At 72.4% G+C, this 24,188-nt stretch carries 21 protein-coding genes and 1 pseudogene; 15 read left to right on the top strand and 7 right to left on the bottom strand.

Annotated features, from left to right (window positions below):
• The first annotated feature begins 64 nt into the window (after positions 1–64).
• A complete protein-coding gene (locus ACWDS7_RS23710) occupies positions 65–2,353 on the top strand; it encodes an FdhF/YdeP family oxidoreductase (protein ID WP_451931042.1) in 2,289 nt (762 codons plus the stop codon).
• Here the strand turns inward: ACWDS7_RS23710 and ACWDS7_RS23705 are convergent.
• Positions 2,319–3,113, bottom strand: coding sequence for an IclR family transcriptional regulator (locus tag ACWDS7_RS23705; protein WP_451931041.1), 795 nt, complete (start codon positions 3,111–3,113; stop codon positions 2,319–2,321). The genes ACWDS7_RS23710 and ACWDS7_RS23705 overlap by 35 nt on opposite strands.
• 132 nt (positions 3,114–3,245) lie before the next feature.
• Between ACWDS7_RS23705 and betA the strand changes: the two genes are divergently transcribed.
• From betA to ACWDS7_RS23675, 6 genes are all read left to right on the top strand, one after another.
• Positions 3,246–4,886: a choline dehydrogenase gene (betA, locus tag ACWDS7_RS23700; RefSeq protein WP_451931040.1), complete on the top strand. Its 1,641-nt coding sequence runs from the start codon at positions 3,246–3,248 to the stop codon at positions 4,884–4,886.
• Positions 4,887–5,173: 287 nt separating this feature from the next.
• Positions 5,174–7,600, top strand: coding sequence for a GcvT family protein (locus ACWDS7_RS23695; protein ID WP_451931039.1), 2,427 nt, complete (start codon positions 5,174–5,176; stop codon positions 7,598–7,600).
• Positions 7,601–7,630: 30 nt separating this feature from the next.
• The gene (locus tag ACWDS7_RS23690) at positions 7,631–8,863 is read left to right on the top strand and encodes a sarcosine oxidase subunit beta family protein (RefSeq protein ID WP_451931038.1); all 1,233 of its coding nucleotides are present in this window, start codon (positions 7,631–7,633) and stop codon (positions 8,861–8,863) included.
• 14 nt (positions 8,864–8,877) lie between these two features.
• Positions 8,878–9,156, top strand: coding sequence for a sarcosine oxidase subunit delta (locus tag ACWDS7_RS23685; protein WP_306874904.1), 279 nt, complete (start codon positions 8,878–8,880; stop codon positions 9,154–9,156).
• A complete protein-coding gene (locus ACWDS7_RS23680; RefSeq protein WP_451931037.1) occupies positions 9,153–12,005 on the top strand; it encodes a 2Fe-2S iron-sulfur cluster-binding protein in 2,853 nt (950 codons plus the stop codon). Before ACWDS7_RS23685 ends, ACWDS7_RS23680 begins: the two co-directional genes overlap by 4 nt.
• Complete coding sequence (locus ACWDS7_RS23675) at positions 11,998–12,567, top strand: sarcosine oxidase subunit gamma (RefSeq protein ID WP_451931036.1); 570 nt, start codon at positions 11,998–12,000, stop codon at positions 12,565–12,567. Before ACWDS7_RS23680 ends, ACWDS7_RS23675 begins: the two co-directional genes overlap by 8 nt.
• 206 nt (positions 12,568–12,773) lie before the next feature.
• Here ACWDS7_RS23675 and ACWDS7_RS23670 read toward each other — a convergent pair whose 3' ends face one another.
• Positions 12,774–12,968, bottom strand: coding sequence for a DUF5302 domain-containing protein (locus ACWDS7_RS23670; RefSeq protein WP_306874895.1), 195 nt, complete (start codon positions 12,966–12,968; stop codon positions 12,774–12,776).
• A gap of 157 nt (positions 12,969–13,125) precedes the next feature.
• Here ACWDS7_RS23670 and ACWDS7_RS23665 point away from each other — a divergent pair, with 157 nt between their 5' ends.
• Positions 13,126–14,256 carry an ROK family protein gene (locus ACWDS7_RS23665; protein ID WP_306874892.1) on the top strand — a complete coding sequence of 377 codons (1,131 nt, stop codon included), beginning with the start codon at positions 13,126–13,128 and terminating at the stop codon, positions 14,254–14,256.
• Positions 14,257–14,403: 147 nt separating this feature from the next.
• Here the strand turns inward: ACWDS7_RS23665 and ACWDS7_RS23660 are convergent, their stop codons facing one another.
• A complete protein-coding gene (locus ACWDS7_RS23660) occupies positions 14,404–15,576 on the bottom strand; it encodes a Gfo/Idh/MocA family protein (protein WP_451931035.1) in 1,173 nt (390 codons plus the stop codon).
• 115 nt (positions 15,577–15,691) lie between these two features.
• Here ACWDS7_RS23660 and ACWDS7_RS23655 point away from each other — a divergent pair, with 115 nt between their 5' ends.
• Genes ACWDS7_RS23655 through ACWDS7_RS23645 form a run of 3 tightly spaced genes read left to right on the top strand, consistent with a single transcriptional unit; the run spans position 15,692 to position 18,688 of the window.
• Positions 15,692–16,948, top strand: a complete 1,257-nt coding sequence (locus ACWDS7_RS23655) for an ABC transporter substrate-binding protein (protein WP_451931034.1) — start codon at positions 15,692–15,694, stop codon at positions 16,946–16,948.
• A 5-nt stretch (positions 16,949–16,953) separates the two neighbouring features.
• Entirely contained in the window at positions 16,954–17,883 is a 930-nt protein-coding gene (locus tag ACWDS7_RS23650) for a carbohydrate ABC transporter permease (RefSeq protein ID WP_306874882.1), read from the top strand.
• The gene (locus tag ACWDS7_RS23645; protein WP_451931033.1) at positions 17,876–18,688 is read left to right on the top strand and encodes a carbohydrate ABC transporter permease; all 813 of its coding nucleotides are present in this window, start codon (positions 17,876–17,878) and stop codon (positions 18,686–18,688) included. The genes ACWDS7_RS23650 and ACWDS7_RS23645 overlap by 8 nt, the downstream gene beginning before the upstream one ends.
• 18 nt (positions 18,689–18,706) lie before the next feature.
• Here ACWDS7_RS23645 and ACWDS7_RS23640 read toward each other — a convergent pair whose 3' ends face one another.
• Positions 18,707–18,889 (bottom strand): hypothetical protein, encoded by a 183-nt coding sequence (locus ACWDS7_RS23640; RefSeq protein ID WP_306874876.1) that lies wholly within the window; start codon positions 18,887–18,889, stop codon positions 18,707–18,709.
• Positions 18,890–18,971: 82 nt separating this feature from the next.
• Between ACWDS7_RS23640 and ACWDS7_RS23635 the strand changes: the two genes are divergently transcribed.
• Both ACWDS7_RS23635 and ACWDS7_RS23630 read left to right on the top strand, forming a co-directional pair.
• The gene (locus tag ACWDS7_RS23635) at positions 18,972–19,418 is read left to right on the top strand and encodes a MarR family winged helix-turn-helix transcriptional regulator (protein ID WP_306874873.1); all 447 of its coding nucleotides are present in this window, start codon (positions 18,972–18,974) and stop codon (positions 19,416–19,418) included.
• Between the two features lie 27 nt (positions 19,419–19,445).
• Positions 19,446–19,670 carry an HGxxPAAW family protein gene (locus ACWDS7_RS23630; RefSeq protein ID WP_306874870.1) on the top strand — a complete coding sequence of 75 codons (225 nt, stop codon included), beginning with the start codon at positions 19,446–19,448 and terminating at the stop codon, positions 19,668–19,670.
• Here ACWDS7_RS23630 and ACWDS7_RS23625 read toward each other — a convergent pair whose 3' ends face one another.
• The 3 genes from ACWDS7_RS23625 to ACWDS7_RS23615 form a co-directional block, all read right to left on the bottom strand.
• Complete coding sequence (locus ACWDS7_RS23625; RefSeq protein ID WP_306874867.1) at positions 19,671–20,015, bottom strand: STAS domain-containing protein; 345 nt, start codon at positions 20,013–20,015, stop codon at positions 19,671–19,673.
• An 80-nt stretch (positions 20,016–20,095) separates the two neighbouring features.
• Positions 20,096–20,767: a response regulator gene (locus ACWDS7_RS23620; protein ID WP_451931032.1), complete on the bottom strand. Its 672-nt coding sequence runs from the start codon at positions 20,765–20,767 to the stop codon at positions 20,096–20,098.
• Positions 20,764–22,347, bottom strand: coding sequence for a sensor histidine kinase (locus ACWDS7_RS23615; protein ID WP_451931049.1), 1,584 nt, complete (start codon positions 22,345–22,347; stop codon positions 20,764–20,766). Before ACWDS7_RS23615 ends, ACWDS7_RS23620 begins: the two co-directional genes overlap by 4 nt.
• A 132-nt stretch (positions 22,348–22,479) precedes the next feature.
• On the opposite strand from ACWDS7_RS23615, the gene ACWDS7_RS23610 reads away from it, so the two are divergent.
• Positions 22,480–23,874 (top strand): cation:dicarboxylate symporter family transporter, encoded by a 1,395-nt coding sequence (locus ACWDS7_RS23610; RefSeq protein ID WP_451931031.1) that lies wholly within the window; start codon positions 22,480–22,482, stop codon positions 23,872–23,874.
• A 122-nt stretch (positions 23,875–23,996) separates the two neighbouring features.
• Positions 23,997–24,188 (top strand): annotated as a pseudogene (locus ACWDS7_RS23605) (hypothetical protein); the annotation flags it as partial.

Below are 24,188 nucleotides of genomic sequence, written 5' to 3'. Positions count from 1 at the left end.
GGCCCGGCCGGGGCACCAGGAAGAGCACCGGGAAGCCGGGGCACCGGGAAGAAGGGAGCGCCGGATGGCCAGGAAGGCCCCGCGCGAGGACGTCACCGAGGAGGGCCTGGAGGTCGGCCCGCCCAAGCAGTGGGCGGCGGGCATGCCGGGAGTGGCCCGGTCGCTGCTGACGTCCTACGCCCAGATGGGCGCCGGCCGCACGCTCCTGACCCTGGCCCAGGTCAACCAGAAGGACGGCTTCGACTGCCCGGGCTGCGCGTGGCCCGAGGGGGAGCACCGCAGCCCGGCGGAGTTCTGCGAGAACGGCGCCAAGGCGGTGGCCGAGGAGGCCACCACCCGCAGGGTCACCCGCGACTTCTTCGCCGCGCACACCGTGGCGGAGCTGGCCGGGCGCACCGACTACTGGCTGGGCCAGCAGGGACGGCTCACCGAGCCGATGCACAGGCCCGCCGGGTCCGACCACTACGTGCCGGTGACGTGGGAGGAGGCGTTCGCCATCGTCACCCGGGAGCTGCGCGCCCTCGGCGGCCCGGACGAGGCGGTGTTCTACACCTCCGGCCGCACCTCCAACGAGGCCGCGTTCGCCTACCAGCTCCTGGTGCGCCGCTTCGGCACCAACAACCTGCCCGACTGCTCCAACATGTGCCACGAGTCCAGCGGCTCGGCGCTCAACCAGACGCTGGGCATCGGCAAGGGCACGGTGTCGCTGGAGGACCTGCACCACGCCGACCTCGTCCTCGTCGTCGGCCAGAACCCGGGCACCAACCATCCGCGCATGCTGTCGGCGCTGGAGCGGGCCAAGCGGAACGGGGCGCGGATCATCGCGGTCAACCCGCTGCCCGAGGCGGGCCTGCTCCGCTTCAAGAACCCGCAGCGGCCCTCCGGGGTGCTGGGGCGCGGCACGACGCTGGCCGACCGCTTCCTGCAGATCCGGCTCAACGGTGACCTCGCGCTCTTCCAGGGGCTGTCGCGGCTGCTGCTGGAGGCCGAGGACGCCGCCCCCGGCTCGGTGGTCGACCGCGAGTTCGTCGAGGAGCACACCCACGGCTTCGACGGCTGGGCCAAGAGCGTCCGCGACCTCGACTGGGCGGAGGTGGAGGAGGCGACCGGGCTGGACCGCCCGGCCATCGAGGAGACCGCGCGGGAGGTGCTCGGGGCGCGGTCGGTGATCGTGTGCTGGGCGATGGGGCTCACCCAGCACAAGAACTCCGTCGCCACCATCCGGGAGGTGGTCAACTTCCTGCTGCTGCGCGGGAACGTGGGGCGGCCGGGCGCCGGGGTCTGCCCGGTGCGCGGGCACTCCAACGTCCAGGGCGACCGCACCATGGGCATCAACGAGAAGCCGCCGCAGTCCTTCCTCGACGCCCTGCGCGAGGAGTTCGGCTTCGAGCCGCCCCGCCGTCACGGCCTGGACACCGTGGAGGCGATCAGGGCGCTGCGGTCGGGACAGGCCAAGGTGTTCTTCGCGATGGGCGGCAACTTCGTGGCGGCGACCCCCGACACGGCGGTGACGGAGGCGGCGATGCGCCGCGCCCGGCTCACCGTGCAGGTCTCGACGAAGCTGAACCGCTCCCACGCCGTCTGCGGCGAGCAGGCGCTCATCCTGCCGGCGCTGGGGCGCACCGAGCGCGACGGCGACCGGTTCGTCACGGTCGAAGACTCCATGGGCCTGGTGCACGCCTCCCGCGGCCGGCTCCGGCCGGCCTCGGCGGAGCTGCTGCCCGAGGTGGCGATCGTCTGCCGGCTGGCACGGGAGCTCTTCGGCGCCGACCCCCACGTGCCCTGGGCGGAGTTCGAGACCGACTACGACGCGATCCGCGAGCGCATCGCGCGGGTGGTGCCCGGGTTCGGCGACTTCAACGCCCGCGTCCGCGCCCCCGGCGGCTTCGCCCTGCCCAACGCGCCGCGCGACGAGCGGCGCTTCCCGACCGAGACCGGCCGGGCCAACTTCACCGTCAACCCCCTGGAGGTGCTGCGCGTCCCGGCGGGGCGGCTGCTGCTGCAGACGGTCCGCAGCCACGACCAGTACAACACCACGATCTACGGCATGGACGACCGCTACCGCGGCGTGCGCGGCGGCCGCCGCGTCGTCTTCGTCCACCCCGACGACCTGGCCGAGCGGGACCTGGCCGACGGAGACATGGTGGACCTGGTCAGCGAGTGGCCCGACGGGGAGCGCCGGGCCGAGGAGTTCCGCGCGGTCGCCTACCCCACCGCGCGGGGCTGCTGCGCGGCCTACTTCCCCGAGACCAACGTGCTCGTCCCGCTGGACTCGGTCGCGGAGACCTCCAACACCCCGACCTCCAAGAGCGTCGTGGTCAGGATCGAGCGGTGTAGCCCAGCCGGCGGCTGATGTCCTCGGCCCCCGCGGTCAGCACCGGGGCGAGCCCGTGCATCCGCTCCTGGCTGAGGCGGTAGGCGGGTCCGGAGGCGCTGACCGCGGCGACGATCTCGCCGTCGTGGGACCGGACGGGGGCGGCGATGGCGTTCAGCCCGATCTCCAGCTCCTCGACGGTGACCGCGTAACCCCTGCGCAGGGCCTCCTCCAGCTGCTCCTCCAGCACGGCGGCCGAGGTGATCGTGGCGGGGGTGTAGCTCTCCAGCCCGGCGGCGGCGATGAGCCGGGCCCGGTGGCGGCCGTCGAGGTGGGCCAGCAGGACCTTCCCGCTCGACGTGGCGTGCAGGGGGGTGAGCTGCCCGACCCAGTTCTGCGTGGTGACCGCCGACGGCCCGCGCACCTGGTCCAGGTTGACCGCGTAGTGGGAGCGGAGCACGGCGAGGTTCACCGTCTCGCCGATCTCCTCGGCCAGGCGGCGGCAGACGGGACGGCTCTGCTGGGTGAGGTCCAGCCGGGCGGCCACACCGCCCGCCAGGCGGATGATCCCGAAGCTGAGGCGGTATTTGCCGCGGTCCTCGGCCTGCTCGACCAGGCCGCGGGTCTCCAGCGCCCCGAGCAGCCGGAAGGCGGTCGACTTGTGGACGCCGATCTCCCCGGCGACCTCGCTGACCCCCGCCTCCCGGCGCCGGGAGAGGATCTCCAGGATGCTGATGGCCCGGTCGACCGACTGCACCCCGCCGCCGTCGGCCCGGTCACCGGAGGAATCGTTGCCCATAGCGGGACTGTAGGCGCTGCGCGGAACGCGCGTCCAACGCGTCCGACGGAATTGGTTGCGTATAGTGCGACTTATTGCGCCATTCACTACGATCTCTGCTATCACTCCTGCTGTGAGCGAGACGAGGCAGACATGTACGACTTCGTCATCGTTGGGGGCGGATCGGCCGGGAGCGCGCTGGCGAACCGGCTGTCCGCCGACCCCGCCAACCGAGTGCTGGTGCTGGAGGCCGGCCGCCCGGACTCCCTCTGGGACGTGTTCATCCACATGCCCGCCGCGCTGACCTTCCCCATCGGCAGCCGCTTCTACGACTGGAAGTACGAGTCCGAGCCCGAGCCGCACATGAACGGCCGCCGGATCTACCATGCCCGGGGCAAGGTGCTGGGCGGCTCCAGCAGCATCAACGGGATGATCTTCCAGCGGGGCAACCCCCTGGACTACGAGCGCTGGGGGGCCGACCCGGGCATGGGCACCTGGGACTTCGCGCACTGTCTGCCGTACTTCAAGCGCATGGAGAACTGCCTGGCCGCCGATCCGGACGACCCCCTGCGCGGGCACGACGGGCCGCTGGTGCTCGAACGCGGGCCGGTGCGCAACCCGCTGTTCGCGGCCTTCTTCGAGGCGGCGCAGCAGGCCGGCCACCAGCTGACCGACGACGTCAACGGATACCGGCAGGAGGGATTCGCCCGCTTCGACCGCACCATCCACCGGGGGCGCCGGCTGTCGGCCGCCCGCGCCTACCTGCACCCCGTCAGGCGGCGGCCCAACCTGGAGATCAGGACGCGGGCCTTCGTCACGAGGATCCTGTTCGAGGGCGGGCGCGCCGTCGGCGTGGAGTGCGACGGCCGGACGGTCCGGGCGGGCGAGGTCATCCTCTGCGGCGGCGCGATCAACTCGCCGCAGCTGCTCCAGCTCTCCGGCGTCGGCGCCGCCGCGGAGCTGGGCGCGCTCGGCGTCGAGGTCGTGCACGACCTGCCCGGCGTGGGGGAGAACCTCCAGGACCACCTGGAGGTCTACATCCAGTACGGCTGCAGGCGGCCGGTGTCGATGCAGCCCGCGCTGAAGTGGCGCAACCGGCCGTGGATCGGCGCGCAGTGGCTGTTCCTGCGCAGCGGCCCCGGGGCGACCAACCACTTCGAGGCGGGCGGCTTCGCCCGCGGCAACGACGACGTCGCCTACCCCAACCTGATGTTCCACTTCCTGCCCGTCGCGGTCCGCTACGACGGCTCCGCGCCGGTGGGCGGGCACGGCTACCAGGTGCACATCGGGCCGATGTACTCCGACGCGCGCGGCTCGGTGAAGATCAGGAGCACCGATCCCCGGGTCCATCCGGCGCTGCGGTTCAACTACCTGTCCACCGCGCAGGACCGGCGCGAGTGGGTGGAGGCCGTCCGGGTCGCCCGCGACATCCTGACCCGGCCCGCCATGGACGACTTCAACGCGGGGGAGCTGTCGCCCGGGCCGGGGGTCCGGACGGACCAGGAGATCCTGGACTGGGTCGCCCGGGACGGCGAGACCGCGCTGCACCCCTCGTGCACCGCGCGGATGGGCACCGACCCCCTCTCCGTCGTCGACCCGCTGTCCATGCGGGTCCACGGCCTCCAGGGGCTCCGCGTCGTGGACGCCTCGGTCATGCCCTACGTGACCAACGGCAACATCTACGCGCCGGTCATGATGGTGGCGGAGAAGGCGGCCGACCTGATCCTGGGCAACACCCCGCTCGCGGCCGAGCACGCCGCCTTCTACCGGCACCGGGAGGGTCCGGCCCGCTGACCCGTACGGCCCGCCCGGCCCGCTGCCCCGCCGGGCCCGTACGGCCCGCTGATCCACCTGTCCCGCTGATCCGTACGGCCTGCCCGGCCCGTACGGCCTGCCCGGCCCGTACGGCCTGCCCGGCCCGTACGGCCCGCACCGCCTGGCCCGCACCGCCAGGGGTGCCGCCGGAGGCGCCGCCCACGCCGCGGAGGCCGCCCGCCCGTTCCTTGACAGTCCTGCCACCCCGGGAGAATCTGTTGCGGGAGGCGCTCCATGTTCTGGATCGCGCAACGGCGGAGGTGGGCATGGCAGGCCGGCGCGTCGTCGTCATCGGAGCCGGAGTCGTCGGGGCGGCCCTCGCCGACGAGCTGTCGGCCAGGGGCTGGAGCGACATCACCGTCGTCGACCAGGGCACCGTGCCGGTCACCGGCGGATCGTCGTCCCACGCGCCCGGCCTGGTCTTCCAGACCAACCCCGCCAAGACCATGACGGAGCTGGCCCGCTACACGGTCGGCAAGCTCGGCGCGCTCGGCTGCTTCCAGCAGGTGGGCGGCCTGGAGGTGGCCACCACGCCCGGAAGGCTCGCCGAGCTGCGCCGCCGCCACGGCTGGGCCACCGCCTGGGGCGTCGAGGCGCACCTGCTCACCCCCGGGGAGTGCGTGGCACGGCACCGCCTGCTCGATCCCGGCAAGGTGCTGGGCGGGCTCTTCGTGCCCACCGACGGCCTGGCCGACGCCGTGCGCGCGGTCGAGGTCCAGCTCCGGCTGGCGCGGGAGCGGGGCGTGCGCGTACTGGAACGGCACGAGGTGCTGGAGATCCGCGTCGAGGACGACCGGGTCGCCGCCGTCGTCACCGACCGGGGTGAGATCCCGGCGGACCTCGTCGTGTGCTGCGCGGGCATCTGGGGGCCGAAGATCGCCGGCATGGTCGGCATGGCCCTGCCGCTGACGCCGCTGGCCCACCAGCTCGCCTGGACCGGCCCCGTCCCCGCGCTGAGCGGGCGGACCGGAGAGGCCGTCCGGCCGATCCTGCGCCACCAGGACGCCGACCTCTACTACCGGGAGCGGGCCGGCCGGCTGGGCATCGGCTACTACGGTCACCGTCCGATGCCGGTCGAGCCCGCAGCGATCCTCCCGCCCGGAGCGGCGGAGGGGATGCCGTCGGTGCTGCCGTTCACCGCCGGCGACTTCGCCCCGGCCTGGGCCGAGACCCGGTCGCTGCTGCCCGCGACCCGGGAGGCGGAGATCGAGGAGGGCATCAACGGCCTGTTCTCCTTCACCACCGACAACATGCCGTTGCTCGGAGAGTCATCCCGGGTCAAGGGCTTCTGGGTGGCCGAGGCCGTGTGGGTGACGCATTCGGCGGGCGTGGCCCGGGCCATGGCCGAGTGGCTGACCGGCGGCCGCTGCTCCTCCTTCGACCTGCACGAGTGCGACGTCAACCGCTTCGAGCCGCACCAGCTCGCCCCGGAGTACGTGCTCACCCGCGGCTGCCAGAACTTCGCCGAGGTCTACGACATCATCCACCCGCTGCAGCCGCCGGAGAACCTGCGCCCGCTCCGCACCAGCCCCTTCCACCCGCGCCAGCGGGAGCTGGCGGCGTACTTTCTGGAGGCCGGCGGCTGGGAACGCCCCCAGTGGTACGGCGCAAACGAGCCCCTGCTCGCGGGCCGGGACATCCCCGGGCGGGACGGGTGGGCCGCCCGCCACTGGTCGCCGATCGTCGGCGCCGAGGCCCAGGTCTCGCGGGAGTCCGTCGCGCTGTACGACATGAGCGCGCTCAAACGGATCGAGGTCGCCGGCCGCGGGGCCGCCGCCTTCCTTCGGCGGATCTCGACGGGCGACGTCGGCAGGCCCGTCGGATCGGTGGTCTACTGCCTGCTGCTGGACGAGGGCGCCGGCATCCGCGGCGACATCACCGTCGCCCGGCTCGGCCCGGACCTGTTCCAGGTCGGCGCCAACGGCAACCTCGACCTCGACTGGCTCCACCGCCACCTCCCGGCCGACGGGTCGGTCACCGTCCGCGACATCACGGCCGGGACCTGCTGCGTCGGGGTCTGGGGGCCCCGCGCCCGCGACCTCGTGGCGCCGCTGGCCGGCCCCGCCTTCTCCCGCGACGGCTTCGGCTACTTCCGGTGCGGGCGCGGCCACGTCGGCACGGTGCCCGTCACCGCGCTCCGGCTGTCCTACATCGGAGAGCTCGGCTGGGAGCTCTACACGACGGCCGACATGGGCGCCAAGCTCTGGGACACCCTCTGGGAGGCGGGCCGGCGCCACGGGGTCATCGCGGGCGGCCGCGGAGCCTTCGACAGCCTGCGGCTGGAGAAGGGCTACCGTTCCTTCGGCACCGACATGACCCACGAGCACGACCCCTACGAGGCGGGCCTGGGCTCCGCCGTGCGCGGGGCCGGCCCGGACGACTTCATCGGCCGCGCGGCCCTGGCCGAGCGCCGCGTCTCGGTGCGGCGCCGGCTGACCTGCCTGACGATCGGCGGTCCCGCCGCCGTCGTCATGGGCAAGGAGCCCGTCTACGACGGCGACCGCTGCGTCGGATACGTCACCAGCGCCGCCTACGGCTACACGGTCGGCAGGGGCATCGCCTACGCCTGGCTGCCGGTCGCGCTCTCCACCCCCGGGCGGGTGCTCCACATCGGCTACTTCGACCGGCGGATCGCCGCCGTCGTCGCCGAGGAACCGCTCTACGACCCGGAGATGAAACGCCTGCGCGGCTAGCGCCGCGGCCGGACCGAGGAAGGGATCACGGTGAGCACCGAGCAGCCGGGCGCAGTCCCGCCCGAGCACCCCGACCGGCTGTGGGACAGCCCCGAGCCGCGCGGTTCCTACGACGTGGTGATCGTCGGCGGGGGCGGCCACGCCCTGGCCACCGCCTACTACCTGGCCAGGGACCACGGGATCACCGACGTGGCCGTGCTGGAGAAGGGCTGGCTGGCGGGCGGCAACATGACCCGCAACACCACGATCATCCGCTCCAACTACCTCCTGGAGGAGAGCGCGGGCATCTACGAGCACTCGCTGAAGCTGTGGGAGGGGCTGGAGGAGGATCTGGGCTACCCGATCCTGTTCAGCCAGCGCGGGGTGCTCAACCTCGCCCACAGCCTCCAGGACGTCCGGGACGGCGTGCGCCGGGTCAACGCCAACCGGCTCAACGGCGTCGACGCCGAGTGGCTCGGCCCCGAGGAGGTCAAGGAGGTCTGCCCGATCGTCGAGGTCTCCCCGGACGCGCGCCACCCGGTGCTGGGGGCGACCTACCAGCCGCGGGCCGGCATCGCCAGGCACGACCACGTCGCCTGGGGCTTCGCCCGCGCCGCCGCCGCGCTGGGCGTCCACCTGATCGAGCACTGCGAGGTCACCGGGGTCGAGGTCGCCGGCGGGCGGGCGCGGGCCGTACGGACCACCCGGGGGCGCATCGCGGCGGACCGGGTCGCGCTGTGCGCGGCGGGCCACTCCTCCGTCGTGGCCCGGACGGCGGGGCTGGCGCTGCCGCTGCAGAGCCACGCGCTGCAGGCGCTGGTCTCGGACCTGCTGGAGCCCGTGCACCCCACCGTGGTCATGTCCAACGCCGTGCACGTCTACGTCAGCCAGGCCCACAAGGGCGAACTGGTCATGGGCGCGGGCGTTGACGCCTGCAACTCCTACCGCCGGCGCGGCGCCTTCCACGTCATCGAGCGGCAGATGGCGGCGGCGCTGGAGCTGTTCCCCGTCTTCGCGCGGGCCCATGTGCTGCGGACCTGGGCCGGGGTGGTGGACGTCAGCCCCGACGCCTCGCCGGTCGTCGGGCTAACCCCGGTGGACGGGCTGTACGTCAACTGCGGCTGGGGCACCGGCGGGTTCAAGGCCACGCCGGGGGCGGGCTGGTGCTACGCGCACACGATCGCCCACGGCGAGCCGCACCCGCTCAACGCCCCCTTCTCCCTCGAACGCTTCACCACCGGCGCGCTCGTGGACGAGCACGGCGCCGCCGCGGTGGCCCACTAGGAGGCGCCCGACCGATGCTGCTGATCCCCTGCCCGTGGTGCGGGCCACGCGACGAGACCGAGTTCCGCTACGGCGGGCAGGCGCACGTCGCCTACCCCGGCGACCCCGCCGCGCTCTCCGACGAGGAGTGGGCCCGCTACCTGTTCTTCCGCGACAACCCCCGAGGGCCCTTCGCCGAACGGTGGAGCCACGCGGCCGGCTGCCGCCGCTGGTTCAACGCGGTCAGGGACACGGCCAGCGGCGAGATCCACGCCGTCTACCGTCCGGGCGAGCCGCGGCCGGTGACCCCGTGACCTCCCAGCCGTTCCGCAGGCGGGACCACCAGGGCGGCGAGACGCTGCGCTTCCGCTTCGACGGCCGGGACCTCGAAGGGCGCGGCGGCGACACGCTCGCCTCCGCCCTGCTGGCCAACGGCGTCCGCACGGTGGCCAGGAGCGCGCGGCTGGGCCGTCCCCGGGGCGTCTTCGCCGCCTGGACCGAGGAGCCCGGCGCGATCGTCCAGATCGAGCATCCCTTCCCCGAGCCGATGCTGCAGGCCACCACCGTCGAGCTGTACGACGGGCTGGTCGCCCGCGGCCTGCCGGGCAAGGGCCGCCTGGCCGCCGGGCCCGACCCGGCGCGCTACGACGGCGTCTACGCCCACTGCGACGTCCTGGTGGTCGGGGCCGGGCCCGCCGGGCTCGCGGCCGCGCTGGCCGCCGCGGACTCGGGCGCCCGGGTCGTCCTGGCCGACGACCGGCCCACGGCCGGCGGCAGCCTGCCCGACACCGCCGAGACCGTCGACGGCGTCCCCGGGGCGCGGTGGGCCGCCGCCGCGCTGGCCGGGCTGGCGGCCCGGCCCGAGGTGCGCGTGCTGGGGCGGACCAGTGTGTTCGGCTACTACGACGACAACTACCTGGTCGCCGTGGAGCGCAGGAGGGAGCGGGCCTCCTCCCGCGAGCGCCTCTGGCGCATCCGGGCCCGCCGCGTCGTGCTGGCCACCGGCGCGCACGAGCGGCCGATCGCCTTCGCCGGCAACGACCGGCCCGGTGTGATGCTCGCCGGGGCCGCGCGCGCCTACGTCAACCGGTACGGGGTCCTGCCGGGCCGCCGCGCGGTGGTCTTCACCGCTGACGACAGCGCCTACGCCGCGGCCCGCGACCTGGCGGCCGCCGGTGTCGAGATCGCGGCCGTCGTGGACGCGCGGCGGGACGCGCCGCCGGGCGGCCGGCCGTGGCAGGGCGCCGAGGTGCTGGCCGGGCACCTGGTCACCGGGGTGGGCGGCCGCGACGGCGTCCGCTCGGTGACCGTCTCCGGCGGTCCCTCCCCTGATCCCGGCGGGCGCCCCTCCGGCGATCCTCCCGGCCCCCGCCCCGGCGGCCTCCCCGGAGGCCGGGAGATCGAGGCGGACCTGCTGCTGGTCTCGGGCGGCTGGAACCCCGTGCTCCACCTGTTCGGCCAGGCGGGCGGGGAGCTCCGCTACGACGGGGCGCTCGGCTGCCACGTCCCCGGCGCCGCCCGCCAGGCGGTGGAGGTCGCCGGAGCGGCCCGGGGGATCGGCACGACGGCCCGCTGCGTGGAGGACGGGGCCGGGGCCGGGGCCCGGGCGGCCGAGGCGGCCGGGTTCCGCGCGGGCCGCCGCAGGCCCCCGCCCCGCACCGAGGACGTCCCGGCGCCCCCCGCCGAACACGTGTGGCTCGTCCCCGCCGACGACTACCGGACCCACTTCGTCGACCTGCAGCGGGAGGTGACCGTCGCCGACGTCATGCGCGCGACCGGGGCGGGGCTCCGCTCGCTCGAGCACGTCAAGCGCTACACCACCGCCGGGACCGCCCACGATCAGGGCAAGACCTCGGGGATGCTGACCGGCGGGGTCGTCGCCCACATCCTCGGGGTCGAGGTGGGCGCGCTCGGCACCACCACCTTCCGCCCGCCGTACACGCCGGTCAGCTTCGCCGCCCTCGCCGGGCGCGACAGGGGGGCGCTGCACGACCCCGTCCGGGTCACCCCGCTGCACGGGTGGCACGTGGCGCGCGGGGCGGTGTTCGAGAACGTCGGCCAGTGGAAGCGGCCCCGCTACTACCCCCGTCCGGGCGAGGACATGGAGGCCGCGGTCCTGCGGGAGTGCGCGGCCGTGCGGCGGGGCACCGGGGCGATGGACGCCTCCACGCTGGGCAAGATCGACATCCAGGGGCCGGACGCCGCCGAGCTGCTCGACCGCCTCTACGTCAACATGATGAGCACGCTCAAGGTCGGCTCGATCCGCTACGGCGTGATGTGCCGCGCCGACGGGACGGTCTTCGACGACGGGACGGTGATCCGCCTGGCGGAGGACCGGTTCCTGGTGACCACGACCACGGGCAACGCCGCCGCCGTCCTGGACTGGATGGAGGAGTGGCTGCAGACCGAGTGGCCGTCCCTGAGGGCCTACTGCACCTCCGTCACCGAGCAGTGGGCGACGGTGGCGCTGGCGGGGCCCGGCGCGCGGGACGTGCTGGCCGGGCTCGCCCCCGGCCTGGCCGTGGACAGGGCGGCCTTCCCGTTCATGACCTGGCGCGAGGGCCGGGTGGCGGGCGTCGCGGCGAGGGTGTGCCGGATCAGCTTCTCCGGCGAGCTGGCCTACGAGATCAACGTCGGCGCCTGGGACGGGCCCGCGCTGTGGGAGGCGGTCCAGGGGAGCCGCGCCGTCACCCCGTACGGGACCGAGGCCATGCACGTGCTCCGGGCGGAGAAGGGCTACCCCATCGTCGGCCAGGACACCGACGGCACGGTCACCCCCGCCGACCTCGGCATGGAGCGGCTGATGTCGAGGCGGAGGTCCGACTACGTCGGCAGGCGCTCGCACGCCCGCGCCGGCGACCTCAGGCCCGACCGCAAGCACCTGGTCGGGCTCCTGCCGGTGGACCCGCACCTGCTGCTGCCCGAGGGCGCCCACCTGGTGGCCGCCGACCGGCTGCCCGAGCCGCCCGTCCCGACACTCGGCCACGTCACCTCCAGCTACCGCAGCGCGGCGCTCGGCCGGACCTTCGCACTCGCCCTCGTCAGCGGCGGGCGCCGGCGCGCTGGCGAGCGGCTCCACGTGCCCGTCGGGACCGGGCTGGTCCCCGTCACCGTCACCCACCCCGTCCTCTACGACCCCGAGGGAGCGCGCCGCGATGGCTGAGCGACCGGGCCCGCCGCCCCGCTTCGAGCCGGTGCGGGAGGAGTGCCTGCGCATCGCGGAGCTGCCGTTCCTCACCCGGGTCAACCTGCGGGCGGACCCCGGGAGCCGGGCCGCCGGCGACATCGGGGCGGCCCTCGGCGCACCGCTCCCCACCGAGCCGGGCACATACGTGACCTCCGGCGTCGACGTGCTGTGGCTCGGCCCCGACGAGTGGCTCGTCGTCGGCGAGCCCGGCGCGGAGCGCGACCTGCCGGCCCGCCTGCGGGCCGCGGCCGGGACCGGGCACGTCGCGGTCACCGACGTCTCGGCGCAGTGGACCACGCTGGTCCTGGCCGGACCGAGGGCACGTGACGTGCTGGCCCACGGCTGCTCCCTCGACCTGCACCCGCGGTTGTTCGGCCCCGGCCGGTGCGCCCAGACCATGCTGGCCCGCGCCCAGGTCCTGCTCGCCGCCCACGGTGGCGAGGAGTTCCGGGTGTCCGTGCGGCCGTCGTACGCCGGCTATCTCGCCGACTGGCTGCTCGACGCCGCCGCCGAGCACCTCTCCGGACGGCCCGGCTGACCGCCCGGATCCGCCGCCGAACGTCTCTCCGGACGGCCGGGCGGGACCTGCCCGGCCGCGTCGAGCATGCGGCGGCCCGCCCGCCGGCCGGGTGGCCGGTGGGCGGGGTGACCCGGACCGGGCGGGACGACCGGCTCAGGCGTGCTCAGCCGGCCGCCCGCTCGGCGGCCGGCACCGGTGTGCGGCCCGGCTGATCCCGGGGGTGCTCAGCCGCCGCTCTTGCGGCGGAAGGAGCGCTTGCCTCCGACCGGGCCGTGCGCACCGTGGATCTTCGAGGCGTTCTTCCCCTTGCCCCCGGTGTTGGCGTCCGTCTGGGCGGTCTTCTTGCGCTCCAGAGCCTCACGGAACTTGCGCTTCAGCTCGTCCTCGGAACTCTCGGGTTCCGGCGTGACGTCAGACATACGGACCTCCTGATCTGGGCGGGCAGTCCAACTCCGGCCAACCGGATCATCATCCTCTCACGTCCGAAATGGGGAGTTGGCTGGCCGGATATATGCAAGACTCTTATGTAAGTAGGATAACCGTCTGAAGTGTCTCCGAGCGAGGTCGAGAGGTGCAATGAGACAGGAGAGCGGCGACGCGTCCCTGCTCCGCAAACTGAACTCGGCGGCGATCCTGCGGATCCTGCGGGACGGGCAGATCGTGACCCTCACCGAGCTCGCCCGGGCCGCACGCGTGTCCCGGCCCACGGCCGAGGGGATCGTCGAGGATCTGCTGGCCAAGGAGTGGGCCGAGGAGTGCGCCGAGGAGCCGGGGGACCGCCAGCGCGGCCGGCCGGCCCGGCGCTTCCGCTTCCACGGGACGGCGGGCCACGTGATCGGCGTGGACGTCGGCGGTTACAAGCTGCTGGCCGTCACCGCGGACCTCAACGGGCAGATCCTCGCCACCCGCAGGGTCGCGGTCTCCCCGGAGCTGCCCGCGGCCGAGCGGATCAAGGCCATCGTCGCGCTCGTCGAGGAGAGCGTCGTCGACCGCGGGAAGCTGACGGCGGTCGCGGTCGGCACCACCGGAGTGGTCGACGAGGCGGGACGGGTGGTCAAGAGCGTGGCCATCCCCGAGTGGAGCGGGGTCGCGCTCCAGGCCGAGCTGGCCGGCCGGATCCCCGTGCCGGTCCTGGTGGAGAACGACATGCGCCTGGCGGTGCTCGCCGAGCACTGGCGGGGCGTCGCCAAGGGCTACCGGGACGTCGTCTACCTGTTCACCGGCAACAGGATCGGCCTGGGCCTGCTGATCGGCGGGGCCCTGCACCGGGGCAGCCACGCCGCCTCCGGGGAGATCGGCGACCAGTCGAGCGGCTACCGGCTCGCCTTCCGCAACGTGATCGACTACGCCATGTCCGCCGACCCCGGGGAGCTGCGCTCGCCCGGGCAGTCGGCCGAGTTCGCCGTCGCCCGCGCGCGCGACGGGGACGAGGCGGCGGCGCGGGCGGTGGAGGCGTTCGCCACCCGCCTGGCCGAGGGACTGGTCACCATCGTCAACCCGCTCGACCCGGAGCTGGTCGTGGTCGGCGGCGGCCTGTCCCAGGCCGGCTCGCTGCTCGTCGAACCCATCCAGCGGCACCTGAACCGGGTCACGCTCTACCCGCCCGAGGTCGTGGCCTCCCGGCTCGGCAACGAGTCCGTGGCGCTGGGCGCGGTCCGGCTGGCCCTCGACCACCTCGACCGGACGCTGTTCGGCGCGACGTCCTGACCGTCCGGGGAGCCGGGCCGTCCGCGCCCCGGCTCCCCGCCTGCCGTCCGTCCGGGTCTGTGCTGTCCGTCCGGTGCCCGGCCCGCGGGACGGCCCGTGCCCGTGGTACGGGCGACGGGCGCTTTATCCAAACAGGTTCCGAAATTATCAGACCTGGCCGGCGGCGAAGTACGCGGCCAGGTCGGGGGAGACGGGCGGGACGTGGCGGGGCGTCGAGCCGTCCCGCAGGGACTCGGTGGCGTGCACCCCCGCCGCGATGCTGTCGCGCGCGGCGACAGGGGAGGTGTCGGTCGCTCCCCCCTCGACGGCGAAGCGGACGAACTCGCTGATCAGACCCTCGTCCGCGCCGCCGTGGCCGCCCACGCCCGCCGTGATCGGCACCTGGAGGTCCCCCTCGGGGTCGTAGCCGCGCCGCCCGCTGTTCCAGACCCGCACGACGGCGCCCTCGCCGTGGTCGCCGAAGTTCTCCAGGCGGCCGGCCGTGCCGATGACGGTGTAGTTGCGCCAGTAGTCCGGGGTGAAGTGGCACTGCTCGTAGCTGGCGTGGACGCCGTTCTCCAGGCGCATGTGCACCATGGAGAGGTCCTCGACGTCCACCACCGGGTTCAGGCCGCGCTGGGCGAGCGGCGGCCAGTTGGTCGCCGGGCTGAACCAGTCCGCCGGGAGCCCCTCGGAGCGGTCGGTGACCTGCCCGTAGACCGTCAATCCGCCCATGCCGGTGACCAGGCTGGTCCGCGAGCCCGCCAGCCAGTGGATGACGTCGATGTCGTGGGCGCCCTTCTGCAGCAGCAGCCCGGTGGTGTTGCGCCGGTCGGCGTGCCAGTCCTTGAAGTAGTAGTCGCCGCCGTGCCCGACGAAGTGGCGGCACCACACGGCCCTGACCTCGCCGATCGCCCCCTCCATGATCAGTCGCCGCATGGTCCGGACGACCGGCATGTGGCGCATGTTGTGCCCCACGTACAGCCGGGCGCGCTGCTCGCGGGCGGTGCGCAGGATCAGGTCGCAGTCCTCGACCGTGATCGCCAGCGGCTTCTCCACCAGGGTCGCCTTGCCCGCCTTCAGCGCCGCGACGGCCAGCTCCACGTGGGTGTGGTCGGGAGTGAGGATCATCACCGCGTCCACGTCGTCGTTCAGCAGCATCCCGAAGTCGGCGGTAACCTGCAGGTCAGAGCCGATCTCGTCACGGGCCCGCTGCTGGGCGGCGGGATCGGGGTCGCACAGCGCCACCACCCGGCTGCCGTTGCCCGGACGGTGTGCCTCGCGAGCCAGTGACCTCCTCAGGCCGTATCCCGCTACTCCGATGCGGAGGTCGTTCCTCACAGTCGCTCCTGTTCGCCACGCTTCTGCTCACTGTTGCTCCATTTACCCTAGTTATTTTCATAAATGGGCGCTAGCCTCCGTACTCACTCGTACAGCTCGGACAGATAGGGACGACATGAGCAGGAAGGTGTGGGCGCTTCTGTGCGCCGGCGCGATCGTGGCTGGAGCGGCGGCGTGCTCCTCGTCGGAGGGCGAGTCCGCAGGCGGCAAGGTCACCCTCACCTACGGCTACTGGGATGAGAAGAACCAGGGTCAGGCGATGGACAAGATCGCCAAGGAGTTCACCAAGACGCATCCGAACATCGAGGTGAAGATCCAGTTCACCCCGCTGAAGGAGTACTTCACCAAGCTCCAGACCTCCGCGGCCGGTGGCAGCGCCCCCGACGTGTTCTGGATGAACGGCCCCCGGTTCGGCGTCTACGCCTCGCAGGGCGCGCTGCTCCCGATCTCCGACAAGATCGCGGCCGACAAGGTGGACACCGCCAAGTTCCCCAAGTCGCTCAACGACCTCTACACCCTCGACGGCAAGCAGTACGGCCTGCCCAAGGACTACGACACCGTCGGCCTCTGGTACAACAAGGACCTCTTCGACAAGGCCGGGGTGAAGTATCCCGACGCCACCTGGACCTGGGACGACCTCCGCGAGAACGCCAAGAAGCTGTCCGACCCGGCCAAGGGCGTCTACGGCATCGGGGCGGCGCCGTGGGGTCAGGAGGTCTTCTACAACACGATCTTCCAGGCGGGCGGCTACGTGGTCTCCCCGGACGGCAAGAAGTCCGGCTACGACGACCCGGCCACCATCGAGGGCCTGAAGCTCTGGTCGGACTTCATCGAGGAGAAGTCCTCGCCGACGGTGCAGCAGATGACCGACACCTCCCCGGTCGAGCTGTTCCAGAACGGCAAGCTGGCCATGTGGACCGACGGCTCCTACGACGCCACCACCTACAGCGGCACCGAGGGCCTCAACGCCGACGTGGCCCCGCTGCCGGCCGGCCCCAAGCGCAAGGCCACCGTCATCCACGGCCTGGCCAACGTGATCTACGCCAAGACCGAGCACCCGGCCGAGGCGTGGGAGTTCGTGAAGTTCCTCGCCTCCGAGCAGGCCAACCGGATCCAGGCCGAGACCGGCGCGGTGATCCCCGCCTACGAGGGGCTCGCCGACACCTGGGTGAAGTCGATGCCCAAGTTCAACCTGCAGGTCTTCGTGGACCAGGTCGACGACAGCGTGCCGTACCCGATCTCCAAGAACACCGCCGCCTGGTCGACGGCGGAGCTGGACGCGATCACCAAGGCGTTCTCCGGCGGCCAGGACCTCGAAGCCGGGGCAAAGGAGCTCGCCACGGCCATGAACGCCGCGCTGGCCAAGGAGTGAGTGGCGTGGAGGGGGCGGTCGCACGCGCGGCGGCCGCCCGCGCCGAACCCCGCCGGCGGCTGCGGGACCAGGAGTGGTTCTGGGGCTACGCGATGATCGCGCCGCTCGTCCTCGGCCTCGGGGTGTTCTACCTGTGGCCGGTCGTCCAGTCGGTGTACTACAGCTTCACCGAGTGGACCCTGTTCGGGGACAGCACCTGGGTCGGGCTCGCCAACTACCGCGAGCTGTTCACCGGCCCGGAGAACGCCAAGGCGTTGAAGAACACCTTCGTCTACGCCGTCTGGAGCCTGGCCGGGATCCCGCTGTCGATCCTGGTCGCGGCCCTGCTCAACGCCCGGGGCCTGCGCCTGGTGTCGTTCTACCGGACGATCTACTTCCTGCCGGTGGTGACGATGCCCGCGGCGGTGGCGCTGATCTGGCGGTGGCTCTACAACGGCGACTACGGCCTGATCAACTACCTGCTCTCCCTCGTCGGGGTCCAGGGCAAGTCGTGGATCGCCGAGCCGTCCACCGCGCTCTACGCGGTCGTCGTGGTCGGGATCTGGATGTCCGTCGGCTACAACGCGGTGATCTTCATGGCCGGGCTGCAGGGCATCCCGCGCCACCTGTACGAGGCCGCCTCCATCGACGGGGCGGGGCCGGTGCGCCAGTTCTTCCGGATCACGCTGCCGCTGCTGTCGCCGAGCATCTTCTTCGTGTCGGTGCTCACCGTCATCGGCGGCCTGCAGATGTTCGACCTGATCTATCTCATGTTCGGCAAGGCCAACCCCGCCTACGCCGACAACAAGACCGTGGTCCTGCTGTTCTTCAACAAGGCGTTCGAGGAGGGGGCCAAGGGGTACGGCGCGGCCATGGCGGTGGTGCTGATGCTCATCACCCTCGTCCTCACCGTCGTCCAGTTCCGGATGCAGAAGAAGTGGGTGCACTATGCGTAGCGGCCGGCTGTGGCCCGTGCACCTGACGCTCGGGATCGGCGCCGCCGCGATGGTGGCCCCGTTCTTCTGGCAGGTGCTCACCTCGCTGAAGTCCTTCACGGAGTCGACCAGGACCCCGCCGACCTGGATCCCGTCGTGGCAGTGGTCGAACTTCGCCAAGGTCGTCGAGGACACGCCGTTCCTCCAGCAGTTCGTCAACACGGTCGTGATGACCACCGGGCGGACGCTCGCCCAACTGCTGTTCTGCTCGATGGCGGCCTACGCGTTCGCCCGGCTGCGCTTCCCGGGCCGGGACGCGATCTTCATCGTGCTGCTGTCGGTCCTGATGGTGCCCAGCCAGCTCTTCCTGATCCCGCAGTACCAGATCGTCCAGGAGCTGGGCTGGCTGAACAGCCTGCCGGGGCTCATCGTGCCGGGCATGTTCAGCGCGTTCGGCACCTTCATGCTCCGGCAGTTCTTCCTCAACCTGCCGGGGGAGGTCGAGGAGGCGGCCAGGATCGACGGGGCCAGCCCGTTCCGGATCTTCTGGAGCGTGATGCTGCCGCTGGCCAGGCCCGGCCTGCTGGCGCTCGGCGTGCTGACCGTGCTCTGGTCCTGGAACGACCTGATGTGGCCGCTCATCGTCAACACCGATCCGGAACGGATGACCCTGTCGGCGGGCCTCTCGGCCCTGCAGGGCGAGCACTTCACCGAGTATCCGGTCCTGATGGCGGGATCCCTGCTGGCCAGCGCCCCGATCATCGTGATCTTCGTCGTGCTGCAGAAGCAGCTGATCCAGGGGATCGCCTTCACCGGGTCCAAGTGACGCCCGGGCGGGCCCGGGTCAGTGCAGGTCCAGGGCCATCAGCAGCAGCAGGCCGGCGAGGTGACCGATCACCACGAACACGATGACGAAGATGAAGATGAACTTCGCCGGCCCGTGCTCGAAGTGTTTGCCCTCCGCGAGCGACGGACGCCGGGCCTCTCGCTCGGCGATCCGTTCCTCGATCGGCTTGCGATGGAACATGGGACTCCTTTTTGCGGACCGATGCTTGGCGCCATAATAGTTTGTGCACCAAATATCATACTATGTCGGCTGGGAGGGGTGTGTGAGCGATACGACTGATCTACTTGACCTGGAGCGACAGGTCTGTTTCGCCCTGGCCGTTGCCTCGCGCAGCGTCATCGGGGTCTACCGGCCCCTGCTGGAGCCTCTGGGCCTGACCCATCCGCAGTATCTGGTGATGCTCGCGCTCTGGAAGCAGGCGCCGCTGTCTGTGAAGGAGCTGAGCAAGCTACTGCAACTCGACCCCGGTACGCTGTCCCCGCTCCTCAAACGACTTGAGGCGATCGGCTACATCCGGCGGCAGCGCGACAGCCGGGACGAACGTGTCCTGGCGGTCACGCTCACCTCGGCGGGCCGGGAGCTGAGGAGCGAAGCTGAGAGGATTCCGCCGTCCGTCGTCGAGCGCCTGGGTATAGAACTGGAGGAGCTGCAGGAGCTCCACCGGTCGCTGACCAGGGTGATCGCCGCCGCGAACGGCGCGCATCGCTGATCCACACAGAGAGGACAGGAAAGGCTCATGGCTGGAAGCCACGGAGGAAGCCCCAAGTCTTGGCTTGCGGTGATCGTCATTCTGATCGGGTTCACCATCGGCGGCGTGGCCCTGTGCGTCGGCCCCAACTGGACGCTGTTCTGGGCCGGGGCCGGGGTCGTCGTCGTCGGTGGCGTGATCGCCATGGTGGTCGACATCTTCTCCGACGTGATCGTGGACGCGCCCCGGGTGCCGCTGGACCGCACCAGCTGATCACATCCCCCGCAGGGCTTCCTCGGCTGAGGGGGAGAGCTCGAAGGCGGAGCGCAGACCGGTGATGGTCAGGATCCGTTCCAGGGTGCCGTGAACGCCGGCGAGGACCAGGCGGGTGCCCGCGGCCCGGCTCCGCCGGAGGCTCACGATCAGTTCTGCGACACCGGTGGAGTCGCAGAAGGTCAGCGCCGCGACGTCGATGACGATCGTGGAGGGGGCTTCGGGCTCCCACACCTTGGTCATCTCGTCGCGGAGGACGGAGGCGTTGCCGTAGTCGAGCTCCCCGCTCGCCTGGACGACGCACACCGTGCCGTGCCGGCTTGTCGAAACCGTGAAAAAGGCCATGCTCTGCTCCTCCGCCCGCGGGTGGCAGGGCGGGCTGCCTCTGTCCTATCAGGTCCACGGCCCTGCTGACGCATCGGCGTTCAAACGATTCGGTAGAGCAGCTCGGGCCGCCCGACCCCACCGTACTGCGGGATCCTGCGGGCGACGCCACTGTCGGTCAGATGCTCCAGATAGCGGCGGGCGGTCACCCGTGAGATGCCGATCGCGGCCGCCGCGGCCTGCGCCGACATCCCCGCCGGGGTGCCGCGCAACTCCGCCAGCACGGCGTCGAGGGTGGCCGGGGTCATCCCCTTCGGCAGCGGGCTGTGCACCGGGCCGCGCAGGGCGGCCAGCGCGCGGTCGACCTCGCCCTGGCCGCCGGCCTCGCCCGAGCCCTCCACCGACGACCGGAACTCCGCGTAGCGCGTGAGCTTCTCGCTCAGCGAGGCGAAGGTGAAGGGCTTGAGCAGATACTGCGCCACGCCGACGGAGACCGCGGACCTGACGACCGACAGGTCTCGCGCCGAGGTGACCGCGATGACGTCGGACAGGACGCCCGCCGCCCGCAGGGCCCGGCACACCTCCAGCCCGTGCATGTCGGGCAGGTAGAGGTCGAGCAGGATCAGCTCCACCGGACGCCGCCGCAGGTAGCGCAGCGCCTCCCCGCCGGACCTGGCCATCCCCTCCACCCGGAAGCCGGGCACCCGCTCCACGTAGAGGCGGTTGGCCTCGGCGGTGATCTCCTCGTCCTCGACGACCAGTACCGAGATCATGAAAGTCCCTCCGTGCGCAGCGGCAGCCGTACGGTGAACACCGCTCCGGGCCCGCCGCCGACGTCGATCGCGCCGCCCAGGCGGCGGACCGCCTGTCCCACCATGGCCAGCCCGAGGCCGCGGCCGTCGCCCTTGGTGGTCCAGCCCCGCCGGAACGCCTCCCGTGCCGTCACCGCGTCCAGCCCCGGGCCGCTGTCGGCCACGCTGATCAGGAAGGTCGTCCCGTCGGCCAGCAGGCGGACGTCCACCCGGGCCGGGGGGACCCCCGACACGGCCGCCTCCACCGCGTTGTCTATCAGGTTGCCGAGGATCGTCACCAGATCCCGGCCGTCCAGGCCGATGTCGTCGAGCCTGGTGTCCGGGCTGATCGCCAGCTCCACGCCGCGCTCGGCCGCCTCGGCGCTCTTGCCCAGCAGCAGCGCCGCGAGGACCGGCTCGCGGACCGCGCCCATCACCCGGTCGGTGAGCTGCTGCGCCGCCCTCAGCTCCGCGGTCGCGAAGGCCACCGCCTGCTCGGTACGGCCCAGCTCGACGAGGGTGATGACGGTGTGCAGCCGGTTGGCCGACTCGTGCGCGGCGGCGCGCAGGGAGTCGGCGAAGCCGCGCTCGGCGTCGAGCTGCCCGGTCAGGGCCTGCAGCTCGGTGTGGTCGCGCAAGGTCACCACGGTGCCGAGCGAGCGGTTGCCGGAGCGGACCACGGCGACGTTCACCACGAGCGTCCGCTCCCCGGTCAGGTGGATCTCGTCGCTCCGGCTCTCCCCGCTCGCCAGCAGCCCGGCGAGGGAGGCGGGCAGGCCCAGCTCGCCGACGTGCCGCCCGTCCGCATCGCCGGGCAGGCCGAGGAGCTCCCGGGCGCCGTCGTTGCACAGCGTCAGCCGGCCCGCGCCGTCGACCAGCAGCAGCCCCTCCCGTACGGCGTGCAGGATCGCGTCGTGGTACTCGTACATCCGGCTGAGCTCGGCGGGGCCCATCCCGTGGGTCTGGCGGCGCAGCCGGCTGCCGACCAGGTAGGTGCCCGCGCCGCCGGCGGACAGGCCGAGCAGCCCGACGAACACGGCGCCGGCGACCTGCCCGCGGAGCCTGACGCTGATCTTCTCGACCGTGATTCCCGCGCTGACCAGGGCCCGCACCCCGCCGCCGGCGTCGCGCACCGGGGCGACGGCGCGCACCGAGGAGCCGAGGGTGCCGGTGTAGGTCTCGGTGAAGGTCCGGCCCCGCAGGGCGGGTCCGGTGTTACCGAGGAAGCGGCGGCCGATCTGGGCCGGATTGGGATGGGTGTAGCGGAGCCCGCCGGTGCTCATGATCGTGATGAAGTCGACCCCGGTCTCCCGCCGGACCCGCTCCGCGTACGGCTGGAGCGTGGCGGAGTCGCCGAGGGCGGCCAGGACCGAGGGGGAGTCGGCCACGCTGACGGCCACCGCCTCGGCCCTCCCGGCGGCCTCGTCGGTGAGCAGGTCGCCGGCCTGGAGGGCGGCCAGCGCCGTGCCTCCCGCCGCGGTGATCCCGACGACGACGATCTGCAGTGCCAGCATCTGCCCGGCCAGGCTCCAGCGCCGCATCCGCTCCGGCAGCTCCCTCATGTTCACGACCAAAATGTACGCAATGGTGACCCAGATCACACCGCCGACGCATAGTCGCTCGACCGGAGTTTCCGTCTAGACCGGGAAGACTGAGTGTCCACTATGTCCAGAGATCGCACTAAATATCTCTATATGGCGGTAATTCTTGCCGTGGCCGCCGGGGTCGTCATCGGGCTCGCGGCCCCCGAGCTCGGCAAGGAGCTGAAGCCCCTGGGCACGGCGTTCGTCGCCCTGATCAAGATGATGATCAGCCCGATCATCTTCTGCACCATCGTGCTCGGCGTCGGATCGGTCACCCAGGCCGCCAAGGTCGGCCGGGTCGGTGGCCTGGCGCTCGGCTACTTCCTCGTCATGTCGACCGTCGCGCTGGCCATCGGCCTGGTCGTGGGCAACCTGGTCGACCCCGGCCAGGGTCTGCAGCTCACCGACGAACTGCGCAAGGCCGCCGAGGCCGAGGCGGCCAAGGGCGGCGAGAACGACACGGTGACGTTCCTGCTCGGGATGATCCCCACCACGCTGGTGTCGGCGTTCACCGAGGGGCAGGTGTTGCAGACCCTGCTGGTGGCCCTGCTCGCCGGATTCGCCCTGCAGGCCATGGGGGCGCGGGGCGCGCCCGTCCTGGCCGGCGTCGCGCACATCCAGCGGCTCGTCTTCCGGATCCTCGCCATGATCATGTGGGCCGCCCCGGTCGGCGCCTTCGGCGCGATGGCCGCGGTCGTCGGCGCCACCGGCGTGGACGCGCTCAAGAGCCTCGGCGTCATCATGCTCACCTTCTACACGACCTGCCTGCTGTTCGTGCTGGGCGTGCTCGGGCCGATGCTCCGGCTGGTCGCCGGGGTCAGCCTGGTGTCCCTGTTGCGCTACCTCGGCCGGGAGTTCCTGCTCATCCTGGGCACCTCCTCCTCGGAGTCGGCCCTGCCGCGGCTGATCGCCAAGATGGAGCACCTCGGCGTGAGCCGTCCCGTCGTGGGCATCACCGTGCCGACCGGCTACTCCTTCAACCTCGACGGCACCGCCATCTACCTGACGATGGCGACCCTGTTCATCGCGAGCGCCACCGGCGCCCCGCTCTCGCTCGGCGAGCAGATCTCCCTGCTGCTCTTCATGATCATCGCCTCCAAGGGGGCCGCCGGGGTCACCGGCGCGGGCCTGGCCACCCTCGCCGGTGGTCTGCAGTCCCACCGGCCCGACCTCGTCGACGGCGTCGGCCTGATCGTCGGCATCGACCGTTTCATGTCCGAGGCCCGGGCCCTGACCAACTTCGCCGGAAACGCGGTCGCCACCGTCCTGGTCGGCACCTGGACCGGCGAGTTCGACCGGGAGCGCGCGGCCGAGGTGCTGGCCGGTCGCATCCCCTTCGACGAGACCACCCTGCTGGACGAGGACGCGCCCGGCCGGGACGCATCCGGCCCGCCGGCCGGACGGCCCGATCCGGAGACATCCACCCCGCCGGCCGGGCGTTCCGGCCAGGACGCGTCCGCCGCGCCGGCCGGGCGTTCCGACGACCCGGAGACGTCGCCGGTGTAGCCACCGTCCTCCGGGCGACAGACGCGGAGGCGGGCGGGCCTGTCGCGGGGCGGGGCCATGCCGGCCGTACGGGGCCGCGCGGCCCGCGGGCCGGACCCGCGGCGAGGCGCTAACGTTCAGGGGTGGACAGGACCTTCACCGTCGAGGAGGCGCGGGCGCTGATGCCGGCGCTGCTGGAGCGGGCCGACGAGTTCGTGAGCCTGCGGGGCGACCTCGCCGTGCTGATGCCGCGCTCGTGGCCTTCGGCTTCCAGCGCCGCTTCGATCGCCCGCGTCGTCGTCCCCTCCGGGGCGGCGAGCATGGTGAGGATCATC

The sequence above is a fragment of the Streptosporangium sp. NPDC003464 genome, from assembly GCF_053588315.1.
The sequence above is the reverse complement of the archived record's forward strand: the minus strand, read 5'-3'. Positions and strand labels throughout refer to the sequence as shown.